7 protein-coding genes, 2 tRNA genes and 3 rRNA genes are annotated in these 15,401 nt (G+C 39.0%); all 12 read right to left on the bottom strand.

The features are described from left to right. Positions 1 to 19: 19 nt before the first annotated feature. The 12 genes from yajC to gshA all read right to left on the bottom strand — a co-directional run bounded on the left by yajC (position 20) and on the right by gshA (position 15,348). Positions 20 to 346, bottom strand: a complete 327-nt coding sequence (yajC, locus tag CRN91_RS02370; RefSeq protein WP_114114853.1) for a preprotein translocase subunit YajC — start codon at positions 344 to 346, stop codon at positions 20 to 22. Between the two features lie 26 nt (positions 347 to 372). Continuing rightward, positions 373 to 1,662: a serine--tRNA ligase gene (gene serS, locus CRN91_RS02365; RefSeq protein ID WP_114114852.1), complete on the bottom strand. Its 1,290-nt coding sequence runs from the start codon at positions 1,660 to 1,662 to the stop codon at positions 373 to 375. A 103-nt stretch (positions 1,663 to 1,765) separates the two neighbouring features. Further along, a complete protein-coding gene (locus tag CRN91_RS02360) occupies positions 1,766 to 3,034 on the bottom strand; it encodes a Tat pathway signal protein (RefSeq protein ID WP_114114851.1) in 1,269 nt (422 codons plus the stop codon). A gap of 10 nt (positions 3,035 to 3,044) precedes the next feature. Then, positions 3,045 to 3,965: an outer membrane lipoprotein-sorting protein gene (locus tag CRN91_RS02355; RefSeq protein ID WP_114114850.1), complete on the bottom strand. Its 921-nt coding sequence runs from the start codon at positions 3,963 to 3,965 to the stop codon at positions 3,045 to 3,047. Beyond that, on the bottom strand, positions 3,962 to 6,658 hold the full coding sequence (locus CRN91_RS02350) for an efflux RND transporter permease subunit (protein WP_254424958.1): 2,697 nt from the start codon (positions 6,656 to 6,658) through the stop codon (positions 3,962 to 3,964). Before CRN91_RS02350 ends, CRN91_RS02355 begins: the two co-directional genes overlap by 4 nt. Positions 6,659 to 6,813: 155 nt before the next feature. Further along, a 5S ribosomal RNA gene (gene rrf / locus CRN91_RS02345) occupies positions 6,814 to 6,929 on the bottom strand. Between the two features lie 151 nt (positions 6,930 to 7,080). Then, positions 7,081 to 9,970, bottom strand: a 23S ribosomal RNA gene (locus CRN91_RS02340). Between the two features lie 308 nt (positions 9,971 to 10,278). After that, positions 10,279 to 10,354, bottom strand: a tRNA-Ala gene (locus tag CRN91_RS02335). A gap of 26 nt (positions 10,355 to 10,380) precedes the next feature. After that, a tRNA-Ile gene (locus CRN91_RS02330) sits at positions 10,381 to 10,457 on the bottom strand. 93 nt (positions 10,458 to 10,550) lie between these two features. Further along, positions 10,551 to 12,091, bottom strand: a 16S ribosomal RNA gene (locus tag CRN91_RS02325). The 16S, 23S and 5S rRNA genes sit together here with 2 tRNA genes alongside, the layout of an rRNA operon. Positions 12,092 to 12,458: 367 nt before the next feature. Beyond that, the gene (mnmE, locus tag CRN91_RS02320; protein ID WP_114114849.1) at positions 12,459 to 13,802 is read right to left on the bottom strand and encodes a tRNA uridine-5-carboxymethylaminomethyl(34) synthesis GTPase MnmE; all 1,344 of its coding nucleotides are present in this window, start codon (positions 13,800 to 13,802) and stop codon (positions 12,459 to 12,461) included. Continuing rightward, positions 13,792 to 15,348, bottom strand: coding sequence for a glutamate--cysteine ligase (gene gshA, locus CRN91_RS02315; RefSeq protein WP_114114848.1), 1,557 nt, complete (start codon positions 15,346 to 15,348; stop codon positions 13,792 to 13,794). Before gshA ends, mnmE begins: the two co-directional genes overlap by 11 nt. Between the last annotated feature and the right edge of the window lie 53 nt (positions 15,349 to 15,401).

The raw sequence follows: 15,401 nt of genomic DNA, 5'->3' as shown, positions 1-15,401 counted from the left end.
ATAAATTATCTTTTACTTATTATTTTGCTATTTCTTTTTTATCTTTAGCCTTAGCTTTAGAACTTGACTTAGTCATTGGCTTGATACTACCTTTTGGCATCTTTTGATTAATTCCTTGCTTTTGAACTTTGACAGAGACACCTGAAGCAATCTCTATCTCAGCAAAAGACTCATCAACCGCAGTAATTTTTCCTATCACTCCGCCATTGGTAACTACTTCATCACCTTTTTTAAGTTCTTTGAGAAGATTCTTATGATCCTTAGCGCGCTTTTGTTGAGGTCTGATTAATAAAAAATACATCAGCACAAACATTGCTATCAAAAATAGTTCTGGGGGTAAATTCATCTCTGACTCCAAAAATTATAAAGGGGTTATTTTATCTTAGTTAAGCCGCCCATGTATGCCTGTAAGACTTCTGGAATAGTAATACTTCCATCGGCATTTTGGTAATTCTCAATTACAGCAACTAAAGTCCTACCAACTGCTAAGCCTGAACCATTGAGTGTGTGAAGAAACTCAGTATCTTTTGTTGTTGGACTCTTCCATCTGAGCTGCATTCTTCTAGCCTGAAAATCTTCAAAACATGAGCAAGATGAAATTTCTCGATAAGCCTCTTGGCCTGGAAGCCACACCTCAAGATCATAAGTTTTGGCAGAAGAAAAACCTAAATCTCCCGTACATAAAAGTACTTTACGATAAGGTAACTCTAATAATTTAAGGATACCTTCGGCATCTTCTGTTAGCTCCTCAAGAATTTCATAAGATTTTTCAGGTTTAGATATTTGAACTAACTCAACTTTCTCAAATTGATGTTGTCGTATTAATCCTCTTGTATCTCTTCCGTATGAGCCGGCCTCAGATCGGAAGCATGGAGTATGAGCAACATACTTAAGAGGAAGGTCAGTATCCTTAATAATTGAATCACGGACAATATTAGTAACAGGAACTTCAGCAGTTGGAATTAAATATAATGCCTTTGCTTCTCCCTCTTCGCCATGAAGATGGGTTTTAAATAAGTCAGCCTCAAACTTTGGTAATTGCCCAGTTCCTGTAAGTGAATCTGAATTAACTAAGTAAGGAGTATAAGTTTCTGTGTAACCATTCTTCTCAGTATGATGGTCCAGCATAAACTGTGTTAAAGCACGCTGAAGTTTTGCAAGCTTACCAGTTATAACGACAAATCTTGAGCCTGAAATCTTAGCTGCCGTTGAAAAATCTAAACCAAGTGGCTCACCCAGATCGACATGATCTTTTGCTTCAAAACTAAACTTTTTTGGCTCACCCCATTTTAATAATTCAAGGTTATCATCCTCACTAGTCCCCTCTGGGACAGATGGGTGGGGTATATTTGGAATCGCCATAATAATTTTATCAATCTCGAGCTGAATCGCATTGAGAGCTGACTTGGCATTATCAAGTTTTTGACCTAAATCTGAGACCTCTGCTAGGAGTGGTTTAATATCTTCTCCACTACTCTTTACTTGTCCGATTAATTTTGATTTTGTATTACGTAAATTTTGTAAATCTTGAGTTTCAACTTGTATGACTTTTCTTTTATCCTCTAGTTTATTAAACTCATTTACGTCAAAAGAAAAATCTCTTCTCTTTAGCTGCTCAACTACAAAATCAATATTTCCTCTTAAAAGCTTACTATCTAACATCGTTCAAACCTAAATTTGTATGGTTAAATTATACAATATCCGTTATACCTAATGAAGTTGATACAAAGCTGTATCTTATGCTCATGGTAAGAGCATTATCTTTCTAATACTGAAAATTAACTTCTAGACTTACTCTTTGATATTCATCGTAGATACTGAGTGCTCGATCTGGTTTAGCATCTGCATATAAAGCACCGAAAGATGCTTTCCAGTTATCATTAATATCCCAGTCAATTCCAGCAGATGACATCGATAAATCATTATTAGATAGTATTGAATGGGAGGCATTCCAGCTCCAATCTGAATCTCCAAACTTGTCACTAATTCTTGACATATATGTCATATTATTTCTGTCTGTGCTAACACCACCAATTGTTGTTGGCGTTAAATAATCATTATTAAAATCCAACAAGTACTGAGAATTAATTGAGAGAACTATCGTCCTATCATTTTTTTGAATATCAAAGGCTAAATCCCAGTCTATTCTGTTAGTTTTGACAAACTGTCCGAGACGATTATGCTGAAGATTTTGTTTATATGCTAGATCAAACTTTAATAAATAGTCATCAAATGCTTTGTTCATTCCAAAACCTAATAAGTGATATGGAGTCGCATAAACTAATCCATCAGAAAGATTGATGAGTGCATTATTTGGCACTAATTGAGCTAAATAAATAGCCGTATCACCTCCCTCGGCACTCATTCCATATCGCACTCCAAACTCATCATAGCTTTTATTTTTTAGAGTAAAAAGTGTGCTTTTTATAACTCTAGGATTGGTGTTATAAAAGAAACTTAGATCACTACTATCAAAGTATCGAGTGGCACTTAAAAACCATTGGGAAATCATAGATGGATCTGTAAATCCACCTGAAGGATTGATAACATCAAGTGCACCTCCCTCTAACTCACCCCAACCAATTGTATGACGACCTAATTTTGTACTCCAATCATCAAAACTGAACTGAACAAACGCTTTTTCAACCTCTATGTCACTAGACTCTGTAGCATAATTACTATCACTAGGCCAATACTTAGTAGCCTTTATTTCTATTTCACCATATCCTGAATCTGAGATCGAACCACTAGTTCCAAGCTTCAACTCAGTTCTCTCCATTGAGATAGTGTAATCACTTGCAGGATTAAAACCCCATTTCTGTGAAACTCCAAGATCTAACCAGGAAAAAGGTTTTTCAATTTCTAATTCATCTTCCCCAAAAATATCACTATCATCTGACCACTCATCAAAGCCTTCATCAGAATCTTCAAAGATAACCTCATCGTCAAAAAAAGAGTCTTCAGAATAAACAGCAGAATTTAAAAGTAGGCCAACTATTAAATAAAAAATGACTTTTTTAAATAAATTTACCATTTTTTTAAAGTTATTTCGCTTGCTTACGAAGATCTTTTAGATACTTCTCTCTAAAAGCTTGATCAGTTAATGCTCTTTGAGTTAAAAAATCTTCCTGGATATCCATATCAAAATTGATAGCTTCAAGCTTCATATTTGTCAACCGATTACTAACTGTATTAAAAAATGTCAAACTTCTTCCCATCCAAACATCATTAATTTTTTCAACTTTTCCAACCTCAAGCCTCTTAATTGGATTATTGTATTTATCAAACATTTGTACTTTCAGACTTATAAATCTTTCAGTATCAATCCAACTCTGTGTTTTTCCATAGCTACTTTTACTAAGTCGATATGGCTTAGGCGTTGACTCAATTACTGCCACCTCTCGGCCTCTAAACTTACCTTGCTCCAATAATTCGTATGTATAGTCATCAAGTTTTCCAGTCTCTTGGTCTTCTGTTGTCATTTCAGTCCCAAAAATACTTGCAGATTCAGTTTCTTCATCATCACTGTTTCTTACACTTATTCTTTTAACTTTGCCAAGTGCAGAGAGGTATAACCATGTTTCATTATCTCGATCACTATCATCATAACTATAAGATAGCATACCAATTCCTTTTTCACTTGCTGGCTCAAGAATAATTGAAACACTCTTTGTATCTTGATTATCATCGCCCGTATTTATTTGGGCACTTTCTACTAATTTAATACGCGCCTTTTCAGCGCACTTAATCTTGCCATCCTTTTTCCCATACTTACAAGAAGTAAGCTTCATTCGAGTGAATGCTGAATCAGTTGACTTACGACTTTCTTCATCAACCTTTTCCATAATTTCCAAGGCAGTGAGTTTAGTTTCTGCAATCGTGATTGAACTACAAAGTATAAAAAATATACTTATTAGAGCTATAAAAAGGTTTGATTTTAAGTTATTAAGAATTAGTCTGTTCATTTTGCAACCTCTATAAAATTTAAATTATCATCTACGTCTTTCTGGCCAAATTTAGGCTTAAATATCATTATCAATGCTGGAAAAAACAATAAGTCACAAAGAAGTGCAACAAATATTGCTAAAGAACCAAACCCACCAATTTTAGCTAGGCCTAAATAGTCACTGAAGGTAAGCATTAAAAATCCACAGCCCAAAATTAGTGTTGTGAATGTCACAGCCTGCCCAACCTCCTTTATAGTCTCTACAAGTGCAAGCTTCATATTATGATTTTGGGCAAGCGACATTCTATAATGACTAATAAAGTGAATAGTGTCATCAACTGCAATACCAATAATTAAAGGGGCAATCATTAGCGTATCAGTATCTAGTGGAACTCCAAGCAAACCCATCAATCCAAATGCCAGGGTAGCTGGAATTAAATTGGGAACAATCGACATAACTCCAGCCTGTAATGAACCAAGTGTTACCATTAATAATAAACTTATAACAACGGCAGCGATGGCTAAGCTCTTAAACTGATTTTTACTGATGTCATCAGCAAGCCTCATCATTAATGCAAAAGAGCCAGTAATCTGAACTTTTAAATCAGGATAACGATCTTTTAATCCATTAAATTCTTTATTTATATCAAGCTGAATATCTTTAAAAAACTCTTTATATTCATTAGATCCTGCATTTCTTAATTGAACACTTATGTGACTCTTACTATAGTCGTCACTGACAAGGGCTCGTCGCTCCTCAGGGTTAGAACTATTGAATAAATAAAGTAATTGTGACACTGCAATCTGAGTCTCAGGGATATTACGGTAATCCTCAGAGTTTTGCATAATGGCATGTGTATCTATTACTAAGTCTGCCAAAGAATTTGTACGAATAATATACTCACTATAACTTTCTTCAATTTTATTTTGGAGTCTATCCATTGAATTCAATACCTCAGGGTCCATAATTCCATCTGATCTTGCAGTATCTACCACTATGACCATATTTCCAGTTCCCATCATGTTCTCATCAACAATTTCATATGCTTGACCAATTGGCACATCATCAGAATAAAGCTCAACTAGATTAGAATCAATTTTTACTTGAGTTGCGCCGTATAAACATATAACAAATACGCCAATAAAAATCATTGCAATAGCATATCGAAAACGCTCAACAAAACTAGGAATTCTATCTAATAATGGTTGCAGCCATTCGGCACTTAGAAGCCAAACTAAGCCAATTTTTTTTGCACCTTTCATCAATGGATTAACAAAAAAACATCCAAAGCTTAAGGCCTTTGATTTTATTAATAGCGCCATTGACTTTATGCCAATTTTTCTCTTTTCGTCTGGTTTTTTTATCTTTTTAGCTTGCAGTGGGTGCCAATAATTAAGCAATACAGGCAGTAAATATATTGTGTATAAGAAAGCAAAAAAGACACCTGCGGCAGATGAAAGTCCAAACTGGACAAACATTGGCATTCCAGTTGCAGCCAATGATGACATTCCTGCCATCGTAGTTATTGTTGTTAAAAGGATTGGCACTCCAGTTTTACCGTAAGCCTTTGACAAGGCATCATCATGATCTTTACCATCCTTTCTAAAAAATAAATAAGAGCTCATTACATGAACACAATCGGCTACGCCTACAGCAATAATCAGCATGACAGTAAGGGCAATTAGAGTTGTTGATGCCAAATTTAACCAACTGAGTCCACCAATGACAAATAGAATACTTAGGCCAATTGCAAGTTGTGGAAGAACAACTGCACTTGCAGAGCGAAACAATGTCCATAATAGAAGGTTAATAATTACCACCATACCTACCAATAAAAATGCAGCTTGAATAAGTGTATCCATCGCTAAAGAAATCATTGCCGAATTACCAATTGGATAAAAGTTGAAGTGCTCAAGCATCTTTGGCTGCTCTGTTATTGCTGTGATAGCCTTCATAAAAGGAATATAAAGTGCTGGCTCATCCGATTGATATTCAATTTTTTGAACTACAGCATTATCATCAATTCCAGCATCAAAATCGTCACTCCAATCATCATCAGAGAATAGTGAAAAATCATCATCTATCTCCTGCACAATTGGAATAGCTCCAAAATCAGTCTTAATAGAAATTGCACCATAGCGGTGGTCTTTTGAAAACATAAAGAGCGGCAAACTTGGTTGATCATCTGCCTCTGAACTTATTTCACTGAGTACTATTGAGTCGTTAGGGATATTTTTAGGAACCAGACGTGGTGAGCTTAAGACATCATCTTCATTTTTTTGAATTCTAATATTAGTTAAAGATTGAACTCGCTTGACGTGAGTCAGAGACTCAACAATATCAGGAGTTAAGCCATACTTTTCAAGCCATACTTCATCACTTATTTGCTCATAATTATCAAGAACCTCAGTTATTTCTGAAATATATCGTAAGGATTTATTTGAAAATACATCACCATCTTTAGCTTCATAAACAATGAATAAGCCGTCATCACTTCCAAACTGGTCTCGAAATTCATCTAAAGCTTCTATAGCTGGATCAGACTCAGTAAACCAAACATCAAATGAGGTATCTAAAACAAAACGTGAAGCGCCAAAACCCATAAAAATAGTTGAAAGCAGGGCTAAAAGAATGACTGTTTTTCGATAGGGTATTAATTGAGCAGGTACTTTTGCAAAATACTTATTTAAAGAGAGTAGAAGATTTTTCATAACTATTTGCTTAAATTAGAGCTATATTATAGCTATTTAATAATGAATTATTTGAAATCAAGTCTTTAATGGAGCTAATTTTTGTTTAACAATACAAGCATTTTTAAACAAAAAAAATACCCCGCCTTAAAAGGTCGGGGTATTTTAGAATAAAAGCCTAGCAATGTCCTACTCTCACATGGGGAGACCCCACACTACCATCGGCGCTAAGTGGTTTCACTTCTGAGTTCGGGATGGGATCAGGTGGGTCACACTTGCTATTGTCACTAAGCAAACTGCTTACTTGATGTAGATTTATAACCTATATCAAGAGTATTAAAAAGTTTTTATACCAAAGAAGGTATAACAAAATGGATAAAGTAAAGTTTATAAGGCATATTGCCTGTTGACACAACAACATCTCCAAATATCTTGGGTGTTATATGGTCAAGCCTCACGATCAATTAGTACTAGTTAGCTCAATACATTGCTGCACTTTCACACCTAGCCTATCAACCTCGTAGTCTTCGAGGGATCTTTAGGATTATTAAATAATCAGGGAGACCTAATCTTGGGAGGGGCTTCCCGCTTAGATGCTTTCAGCGGTTATCCTTTCCACACATAGCTACTCGGCAATGCCACTGGCGTGACAACCGAAACACCAGAGGTGTGTCCATTCCGGTCCTCTCGTACTAAGAACAGCTTCCCTCAAGTCTCCAACGCCCACGGTAGATAGGGACCGAACTGTCTCACGACGTTCTAAACCCAGCTCGCGTACCACTTTAAATGGCGAACAGCCATACCCTTGGGACCTGCTTCAGCCCCAGGATGTGATGAGCCGACATCGAGGTGCCAAACACCCCCGTCGATGTGAACTCTTGGGGGGTATCAGCCTGTTATCCCCGGCGTACCTTTTATCCGTTGAGCGATGGTCCTTCCACTCAGAACCACCGGATCACTAAGACCTAGTTTCCTACCTGCTCGACGTGTCAGTCTCGCAGTCAAGCATCCTTTTACCTTTGCGCTCATTGCACGATGTCCGACCGTGCTGAGGATACCTTTGCGCTCCTCCGTTACTCTTTAGGAGGAGACCGCCCCAGTCAAACTACCCACCATGCATTGTTCCCGATCCGGATTACGGACCAAGGTTAGAACCCCAACCATACCAGGGTGGTATTTCAAGGGTGGCTCCACTCTAACTAGCGTTAAAGCTTCAAAGCCTCCCACCTATCCTACACAAGTAGGATCAGAGTTCAATGCAAAGCTGTAGTAAAGGTGCACGGGGTCTTTCCGTCTGGCCGCGGGTATACTGCATCTTAACAGCAATTTCAATTTCACTGAGTCTCGGGTGGAGACAGTGTGGCCGTCGTTACTCCATTCGTGCAGGTCGGAACTTACCCGACAAGGAATTTCGCTACCTTAGGACCGTTATAGTTACGGCCGCCGTTTACTTGGGCTTCGATCAAAAGCTTCGCGCAAGCGCTAACCTCATCAATTAACCTTCAAGCACCGGGCAGGAGTCACACCCTATACGTCCACTTACGTGTTTGCAGAGTGCTGTGTTTTTAATAAACAGTCGCAGCCACCTAGTATTTTCAGCTCTTCTTTGCTCAATCAGCAAGTGATATCACATAACAAGAGCACACCTTCTCCCGAAGTTACGGTGTCATTTTGCCTAGTTCCTTCACCCGAGTTCTCTCAAGCGCCTTAGAATTCTCATCTCGTCCACCTGTGTCGGTTTGGGGTACGGTTTCATATAACCTGAAGCTTAGAGGATTTTCCTGGAAGCATGGTCTCACTCACTTCACCCAAAAGAGGGCTCGTTATCACGCCTTGAAATAGAGGTTCCCGGATTTTCCTAAGAACCATTTCTACACGCTTGAACAAGGACAACCATCGCCTTGCTGAGCTAACCTACTCCGTCTTCCCATCGCAGTTATATGAAGTACGGGAATATTAACCCGTTTCCCATCGACTACGCATTTCTGCCTCGCCTTAGGGGCCGACTAACCCTACGCCGATTAACGTTGCGTAGGAAACCTTGGACTTCTGGCGAGGGGGTTTTTCACCCCCTTTATCGTTACTCATGTCAGCATTCGCACTTCTGATACCTCCAGCAAACCTCACAGTTCACCTTCAACGGCTTACAGAACGCTCTCCTACCATCGCAATAAATTGCGATCCGCAGCTTCGGTATATAGTTTAGCCCCGTTAAATCTTCCGCGCAAACCGACTCGACCAGTGAGCTATTACGCACTCTTTAAAGGAATGGCTGCTTCTAAGCCAACCTCCTGGCTGTCTGGGCCTTTTCACATCGTTTCCCACTTAACTATAATTTTGGGACCTTAGCTGACGGTCTGGGTTGTTTCCCTTTCCACTACGGACGTTAGCACCCGCAGTGTGTCTGCCGCGCTCATACTTTCTGGTATTCGGAGTTTGCAATGGTTTACTAAGTCTTGACAACCCGCTAGCCATAACAGTGCTCTACCCCCAGAAGTAATACGCGACGCTCTACCTAAATAGATTTCGGAGAGAACCAGCTATCTCCGGGTTTGTTTGGCCTTTCACCCCTATCCACAGTTCATCCCCTCATTTTTCAACATAAGTGGGTTCGCGCCTCCAGTTAGTTTTACCTAACCTTCACACTGACCATGGATAGATCACCCGGTTTCGGGTCTACTCCCAGCAACTAATCGCCCATTTAAGACTCGGTTTCCCTACGGCTCCCCTAATGGTTAACCTTGCTACTGAGAAGTAAGTCGCTGACCCATTATACAAAAGGTACGCAGTCACAGAACAAGTCTGCTCCCACTGCTTGTATGCATACGATTTCAGGTTCTATTTCACTCCCCTCCCGGGGTTCTTTTCGCCTTTCCCTCACGGTACTTGTTCACTATCGGTCAGTAGAGAGTATTTAGCCTTGGAGGGTGGTCCCCCCATATTCAAACAGCGTTTCACGTGCGCCGCCTTACTCGATTTCACAATTAAAAGATTTTCGTATACGGGACTATCACCCTGTGTCGTTGAACTTTCCAGAACATTCTACTAATCTCAAAATTGCTTAAGGGCTGTTCCCCGTTCGCTCGCCGCTACTAAGGGAATCTCGGTTGATTTCTTTTCCTCTAGGTACTTAGATGTTTCAGTTCCCTAGGTTTGCCTCCTTAACCTATGTATTCAGTTAAGGATAATGATCTTATGATCACTGGGTTTTCCCATTCGGAGATCTCCGGGTTAGAGCTTATTATCAGCTAACCGAAGCTTATCGCAGATTATCACGTCCTTCATCGCCTTCTACTGCCAAGGCATCCGTCGTATGCACTTATTCACTTGACCATATAACCCCAAAGTATCTGGGTTAAATGATTTCGTATTTCACCTTGTGAAGTCACTAACTGTATCTTACGATACAATCGGTGAATTCTATTTATCAATGATAGAAATAAATCTATCAATGAGAATCCATATTTTTTGAAATTGTTGTGTCAATGCAATACACCTTTTTACGTTGTATTGTATTTAACAAACTTTACTTCATATCCAAATTGTTAAAGAGCTCCAAACCAAGGGTTAAACCAAGGCTTGGTATAAAAACTTAAATAAAATATATAAATATATCTTATTTAAGTTTTCATTTGAGAAAATGGTGGAGCTAAGCAGGATCGAACTGCTGACCTCCTGGATGCAAACCAGGCGCTCTCCCAGCTGAGCTATAGCCCCAATAGAAAAACTAATAACCCAGAAAATGGTGGGTCTGGGTGGATTTGAACCACCGACCTCACCCTTATCAGGGGTGCGCTCTAACCAACTGAGCTACAGACCCTTGATATCAAATAAATTGAATTTGGGTTATTGGTCTTTTTTTCTCTTATCTTTAATATTATCAAACAACTTGTGTGAACACTCATACATTTCTTAAGGAGGTGATCCAGCCCCACCTTCCGGTAGGGCTACCTTGTTACGACTTTACCCCAGTCATGAATCACACCGTGGTGACCGTCCTCAATAAAGTTAGACTAGCCACTTCTGGTGCAACCCACTCCCATGGTATGACGGGCGGTGTGTACAAGACCCGGGAACGTATTCACCGTAGCATTCTGATCTACGATTACTAGCGATTCCGACTTCATGGAGTCGAGTTGCAGACTCCAATCCGGACTACGAAAAGGTTTCTGAGATTAGCTACACCTCACGGCTTCGCGGCTCTTTGTCCTTCCCATTGTAGCACGTGTGTAGCCCTGGTCGTAAGGGCCATGATGACTTGACGTCGTCCCCGCCTTCCTCCGGTTTATCACCGGCAGTCTCCTTATAGTTCCCACCATAATGTGCTGGCAAATAAGGATAGGGGTTGCGCTCGTTACGGGACTTAACCCAACATCTCACGACACGAGCTGACGACAGCCATGCAGCACCTGTCACTGCGTTCCCGAAGGCACCAATCTATTTCTAGAAAGTTCGCAGGATGTCAAGACCAGGTAAGGTTCTTCGCGTTGCATCGAATTAAACCACATGCTCCACCGCTTGTGCGGGTCCCCGTCAATTCCTTTGAGTTTTAACCTTGCGGCCGTACTCCCCAGGCGGATAACTTAACGCGTTAGCTTCGCCACTAAGGGGTAAATCCCCCCAACGGCTAGTTATCATCGTTTACGGCGTGGACTACCAGGGTATCTAATCCTGTTTGCTACCCACGCTTTCGTACCTCAGCGTCAGTATTGGTCCAGAAAGCTGCCTTCGCCATTGATGTTCCTTCTGATATCTACGCATTTCACCGCTACACCAGAAATTCCACTTTCCTCTACCATACTCTAGTTGACCAGTTTCAAATGCAGTTCCCAGGTTAAGCCCGGGGCTTTCACATCTGACTTAATAAACCGCCTACGCACGCTTTACGCCCAGTAATTCCGATTAACGCTTGCACCCTCCGTATTACCGCGGCTGCTGGCACGGAGTTAGCCGGTGCTTCTTCTAAAGTTAACGTCAAGGCTAACGGTTATTAACCGTTAACTTTTCTTCACAATTGAAAGTGCTTTACAACCCTCAGGCCTTCTTCACACACGCGGTATTGCTGGATCAGGGTTGCCCCCATTGTCCAATATTCCCCACTGCTGCCTCCCGTAGGAGTTCGGGCCGTGTCTCAGTCCCGATGTGGCTGATCATCCTCTCAGACCAGCTAAAGATCGTAGCCTTGGTAGGCTTTTACCCTACCAACAAGCTAATCTTACGCAGGCTCATCTAATAGCGTGAGGCTCGAAAGTCCCCCACTTTACTACGAATAGATTATGCGGTATTAATCCGAATTTCTTCGGGCTATCCCCCACTACTAGGTAGATTCCTACGCGTTACTCACCCGTCCGCCACTCGACGCCAACTAGCAAGCTAGTTTCGTTTCCGTTCGACTTGCATGTGTTAAGCATACCGCCAGCGTTCAATCTGAGCCAGGATCAAACTCTTCAGTTTAATCTTTGACTTTTTAGAACACTTGGCATTTTATAACCAATAGTTCAATTTTTTAAAAAGCTTATCTGCTTTTGTTTTTTATGTGCACTGCACAATTTCTTGTACGAGTGCCCACACAAGTTGCTTGATAAATTGTTAAAGAACTACCACCCAGTAAATGGATCTTAAGAGGCGGTGAAAGCGGGAAATTATACAGGCTGAAGTGGTCGCGTCAAGCTATATTAACAATATTTACTAAATAAACTTTAAAGCATCTTATCTCTAAGTTTATTTCACATAAAAATAGTAATTAGAATCAATGACATAGAGATCATTTATCCGGCTTAAAATTTCCTTAATTTTTCTTTCTGTAACAATCAACTATACTCTATTTTCCAATACAAAATGAGGAGAAGATTTCACCTAAGAGATCATCTGAAGAAAATTCTCCAGTAATTGCGCCAAGAGACATCCCTGCTTGGCGCAAATCTTCAGCCACAAGTTCACTTGCACCGCCCTTCAGCTGATCTTCGGCACTATTGATATACTCAAGAGTTCGCTCGATTGCCAAAATGTGCCTTTTTCGAGCAAGAAAAACACTATCACTATCAGGCTTAAAACCTGCAAACTCTGATAATAATTTTTTCAACATATCTACTCCAGCATTAGTTTTAGCTGACAAACTAATATCTGAATATGAGTCAAATTTTGTTATTTTGGATTTTTCTTTGACAAGATCAATCTTATTCTTAATACAAATAACTGGCTTGGCTTGGATTTCACTAGGCAATATTGATAAATCTGGTGATTTATCAATTGCATCGTAAACTAAAAGTACAACATCAGCATTATTGATTTCAATATGCGCTCTTCTGATGCCTTCTTGCTCAATAATATCGTCGCTATTGTGAAGACCAGCTGTATCTATTATGTGAAGAGGCATTCCATTAATATGAATAGTTTCCTTCAAAATGTCTCTAGTAGTCCCTGCAATATCTGTAACAATTGCACTAGGTTGTTTTGTGAGGGCATTTAGTAAACTCGATTTTCCTGCGTTTGGCTTTCCAGCAATAGCAACATGCAAGCCATCTCTGAGAATTGCTCCTTGTGTAGCATTCTCAAGAATATTAGTGAGTAGATCTTTTAAGGTTGCCAATTTAGTTGAAACTTCATGGGATTCTAAAAAGTCAATTTCCTCATCAGAGAAATCAATTGTTGCCTCAATAAAAACTCTTAAAGCTATTAAGTCTGCTAATAAAAGATTTATTTTTTCTGAAAATTCCCCTGTTAGAGACCTAACAGCACTTAAAGCTGACTGTTCTGAGCTGGATTGAATAAGATCTTGAACTGCCTCAGCCTGAACTAGATCCATCTTGCCATTTAAAAAGGCCCTTTTAGTAAACTCACCAGGTTCAGCAAGCCTAGCACCAAAAAAAACAATGACTTCAATAAGACTTTTAAGGACACTCATTCCACCATGGCCATGGAACTCAACAACATCCTCACCAGTATAAGAATTTGGTCCAGGAAAATAAATAGCTACGCCCTTATCAATAGTATTTCTATTAGCATCGTTAAAGACACCATAGAATGAGTATCTTGGTTTAAGCTCAGTAAGAAGTATTTTTTTTGCTATATCTAAAGCCAGTGGCCCCGAGATACGAACAATTCCAATTCCACTCTGACCTATTGCTGTTGCCAAAGAACATATGGTTGCAATACTAGTCGTCATAAGCCATATACTTTTCTAAAAATTGATCAAAATTAATTTGATCACTAGCTTCTATTTGCTTTTGCTTTTTTTGAGAAGATTGTGATAACTCATTAAGCTCATCAAAATAGTTCTTATCAACAACTAGATTTTTATAGTGTTCTTTATTTTTATGACTAAATTGATTAGTATATTCGAAGAATCCTTTTTCTTGATTTTGCATTTCATTAAGCATTATTGCTGAAGGAGTTAAGTCAGGATTATGGACACGCAGAGAAATTGCCTTTACGGCATTCTGGTGCTCAATACTCAGAAGAGATGAGCATTTATTTATTCCAATAAAAATTTTATCTGCCCATTCATCCCTACTAATTTTGTCTTGATTATTATATAAATTTAAACCTGGTTGCCTTCCTTGATGAGCAATGAGACTGGCATTTTTATCAATATCATATAATGCTGATGTAGAAAGAGGAGGTGACTCCTCTAAAAGACAATACAATAAAAAAGCCTCTAAAAACTGGATTTGCTGCTTGTCAATTCCTATATTAGTTAAGGGGTTAATATCCAATGATCGTATTTCTATATAGCCTATTCCTTGATTTTTAAGAGCCCTTAAAGGCCTGTTGTTTCCATAAAGAATAGGTTTTGGTCGAACTGATGAATAGTATTCATTTGCGATCTGGAGAATATTGGTATTAAGTTGAAGGTACTCTCCATCCTTTTTTAAACCGATCTTCTCAAAATCATCACAACTGGTTTTCATTGCAGCTCTGAGGCTATATATATAGTGCTGTAAACTGTTGTAATTCGCCTTAACTCCTTTTTCATCCTCTTGTGAATTCTGATAGCCAATATCTCCCATTCTTAAGGAAGTCGCATACGGTAAATATAAAGTTGAGTCATCAAACTCTTCCAAGTCATGATCATAATTGTCCTTCATAAATGATTTACATACCGAAGATGAAGCTCCAAATAGGTAAGTAATTAACCAACCATATCTTAGAAAATTTCTTGTCAGACCCATGTAATGAAGATTCATAAAATCTATAGGATTAATATTTGACTGCATTACTTGCTGATAAGATTTCCAAAACTCGGCTGAGAATGAATAGTTAAAGTGAATACCGGCAATTGCCTGCATTACACTTCCATAACGATTTGCTAGCCCACGACGATAAACTGTCTTCATCATTCCAAGATTTGAACTCCCATAATTTGCAATTGGAATATTGGTTTTTCCTCTTAGAATACAAGGCATACTTGCTGGCCAAAAACGCTCATTTTTAGGTAAATTATTATGCACATAATGATGAATTTTATTGAGTTCATCAATAACTTTATCTGCTCCCATTATGGGTTTTGTCACTAACTCAATCAAAGCCTCACTAAAGTCAGTTGTGATAGATGGATTTGTTAATGCTGAGCCATAATATTCGGGATGTTTAGATTGAGATATACTTCCATCTTCAGATACACGCAAACCTTCCTTTTCAATTCCAATAAGGTTTTGGTTCAGACTATCCTTAATAGGTATTAATGATTCAATTTTATTTTGAAGACTCACTTAAATCCCTACGAATAAAAGGACTTATTTTACCTCGGACTCAAGTTAACGGT

Source organism: Candidatus Thioglobus sp. NP1, assembly GCF_003326015.1.
GTDB classification, from domain to species: domain Bacteria; phylum Pseudomonadota; class Gammaproteobacteria; order PS1; family Pseudothioglobaceae; genus Pseudothioglobus; species Pseudothioglobus singularis_A.
The sequence above is the reverse complement of the archived record's forward strand: the minus strand, read 5'-3'. Positions and strand labels throughout refer to the sequence as shown.

Bases quoted from the DNA above. Each gene is read 5' to 3' on its own strand.
- yajC (WP_114114853.1), bottom strand. From the start codon at position 346: ATGAATTTACCCCCAGAACTATTTTTGATAGCAATGTTTGTGCTGATG.
- serS (WP_114114852.1), bottom strand. From the start codon at position 1,662: ATGTTAGATAGTAAGCTTTTAAGAGGAAATATTGATTTTGTAGTTGAG.
- CRN91_RS02360 (WP_114114851.1), bottom strand. From the start codon at position 3,034: ATGGTAAATTTATTTAAAAAAGTCATTTTTTATTTAATAGTTGGCCTA.
- CRN91_RS02355 (WP_114114850.1), bottom strand. From the start codon at position 3,965: ATGAACAGACTAATTCTTAATAACTTAAAATCAAACCTTTTTATAGCT.
- CRN91_RS02350 (WP_254424958.1), bottom strand. From the start codon at position 6,658: ATGAAAAATCTTCTACTCTCTTTAAATAAGTATTTTGCAAAAGTACCT.
- mnmE (WP_114114849.1), bottom strand. From the start codon at position 13,802: ATGACGACTAGTATTGCAACCATATGTTCTTTGGCAACAGCAATAGGT.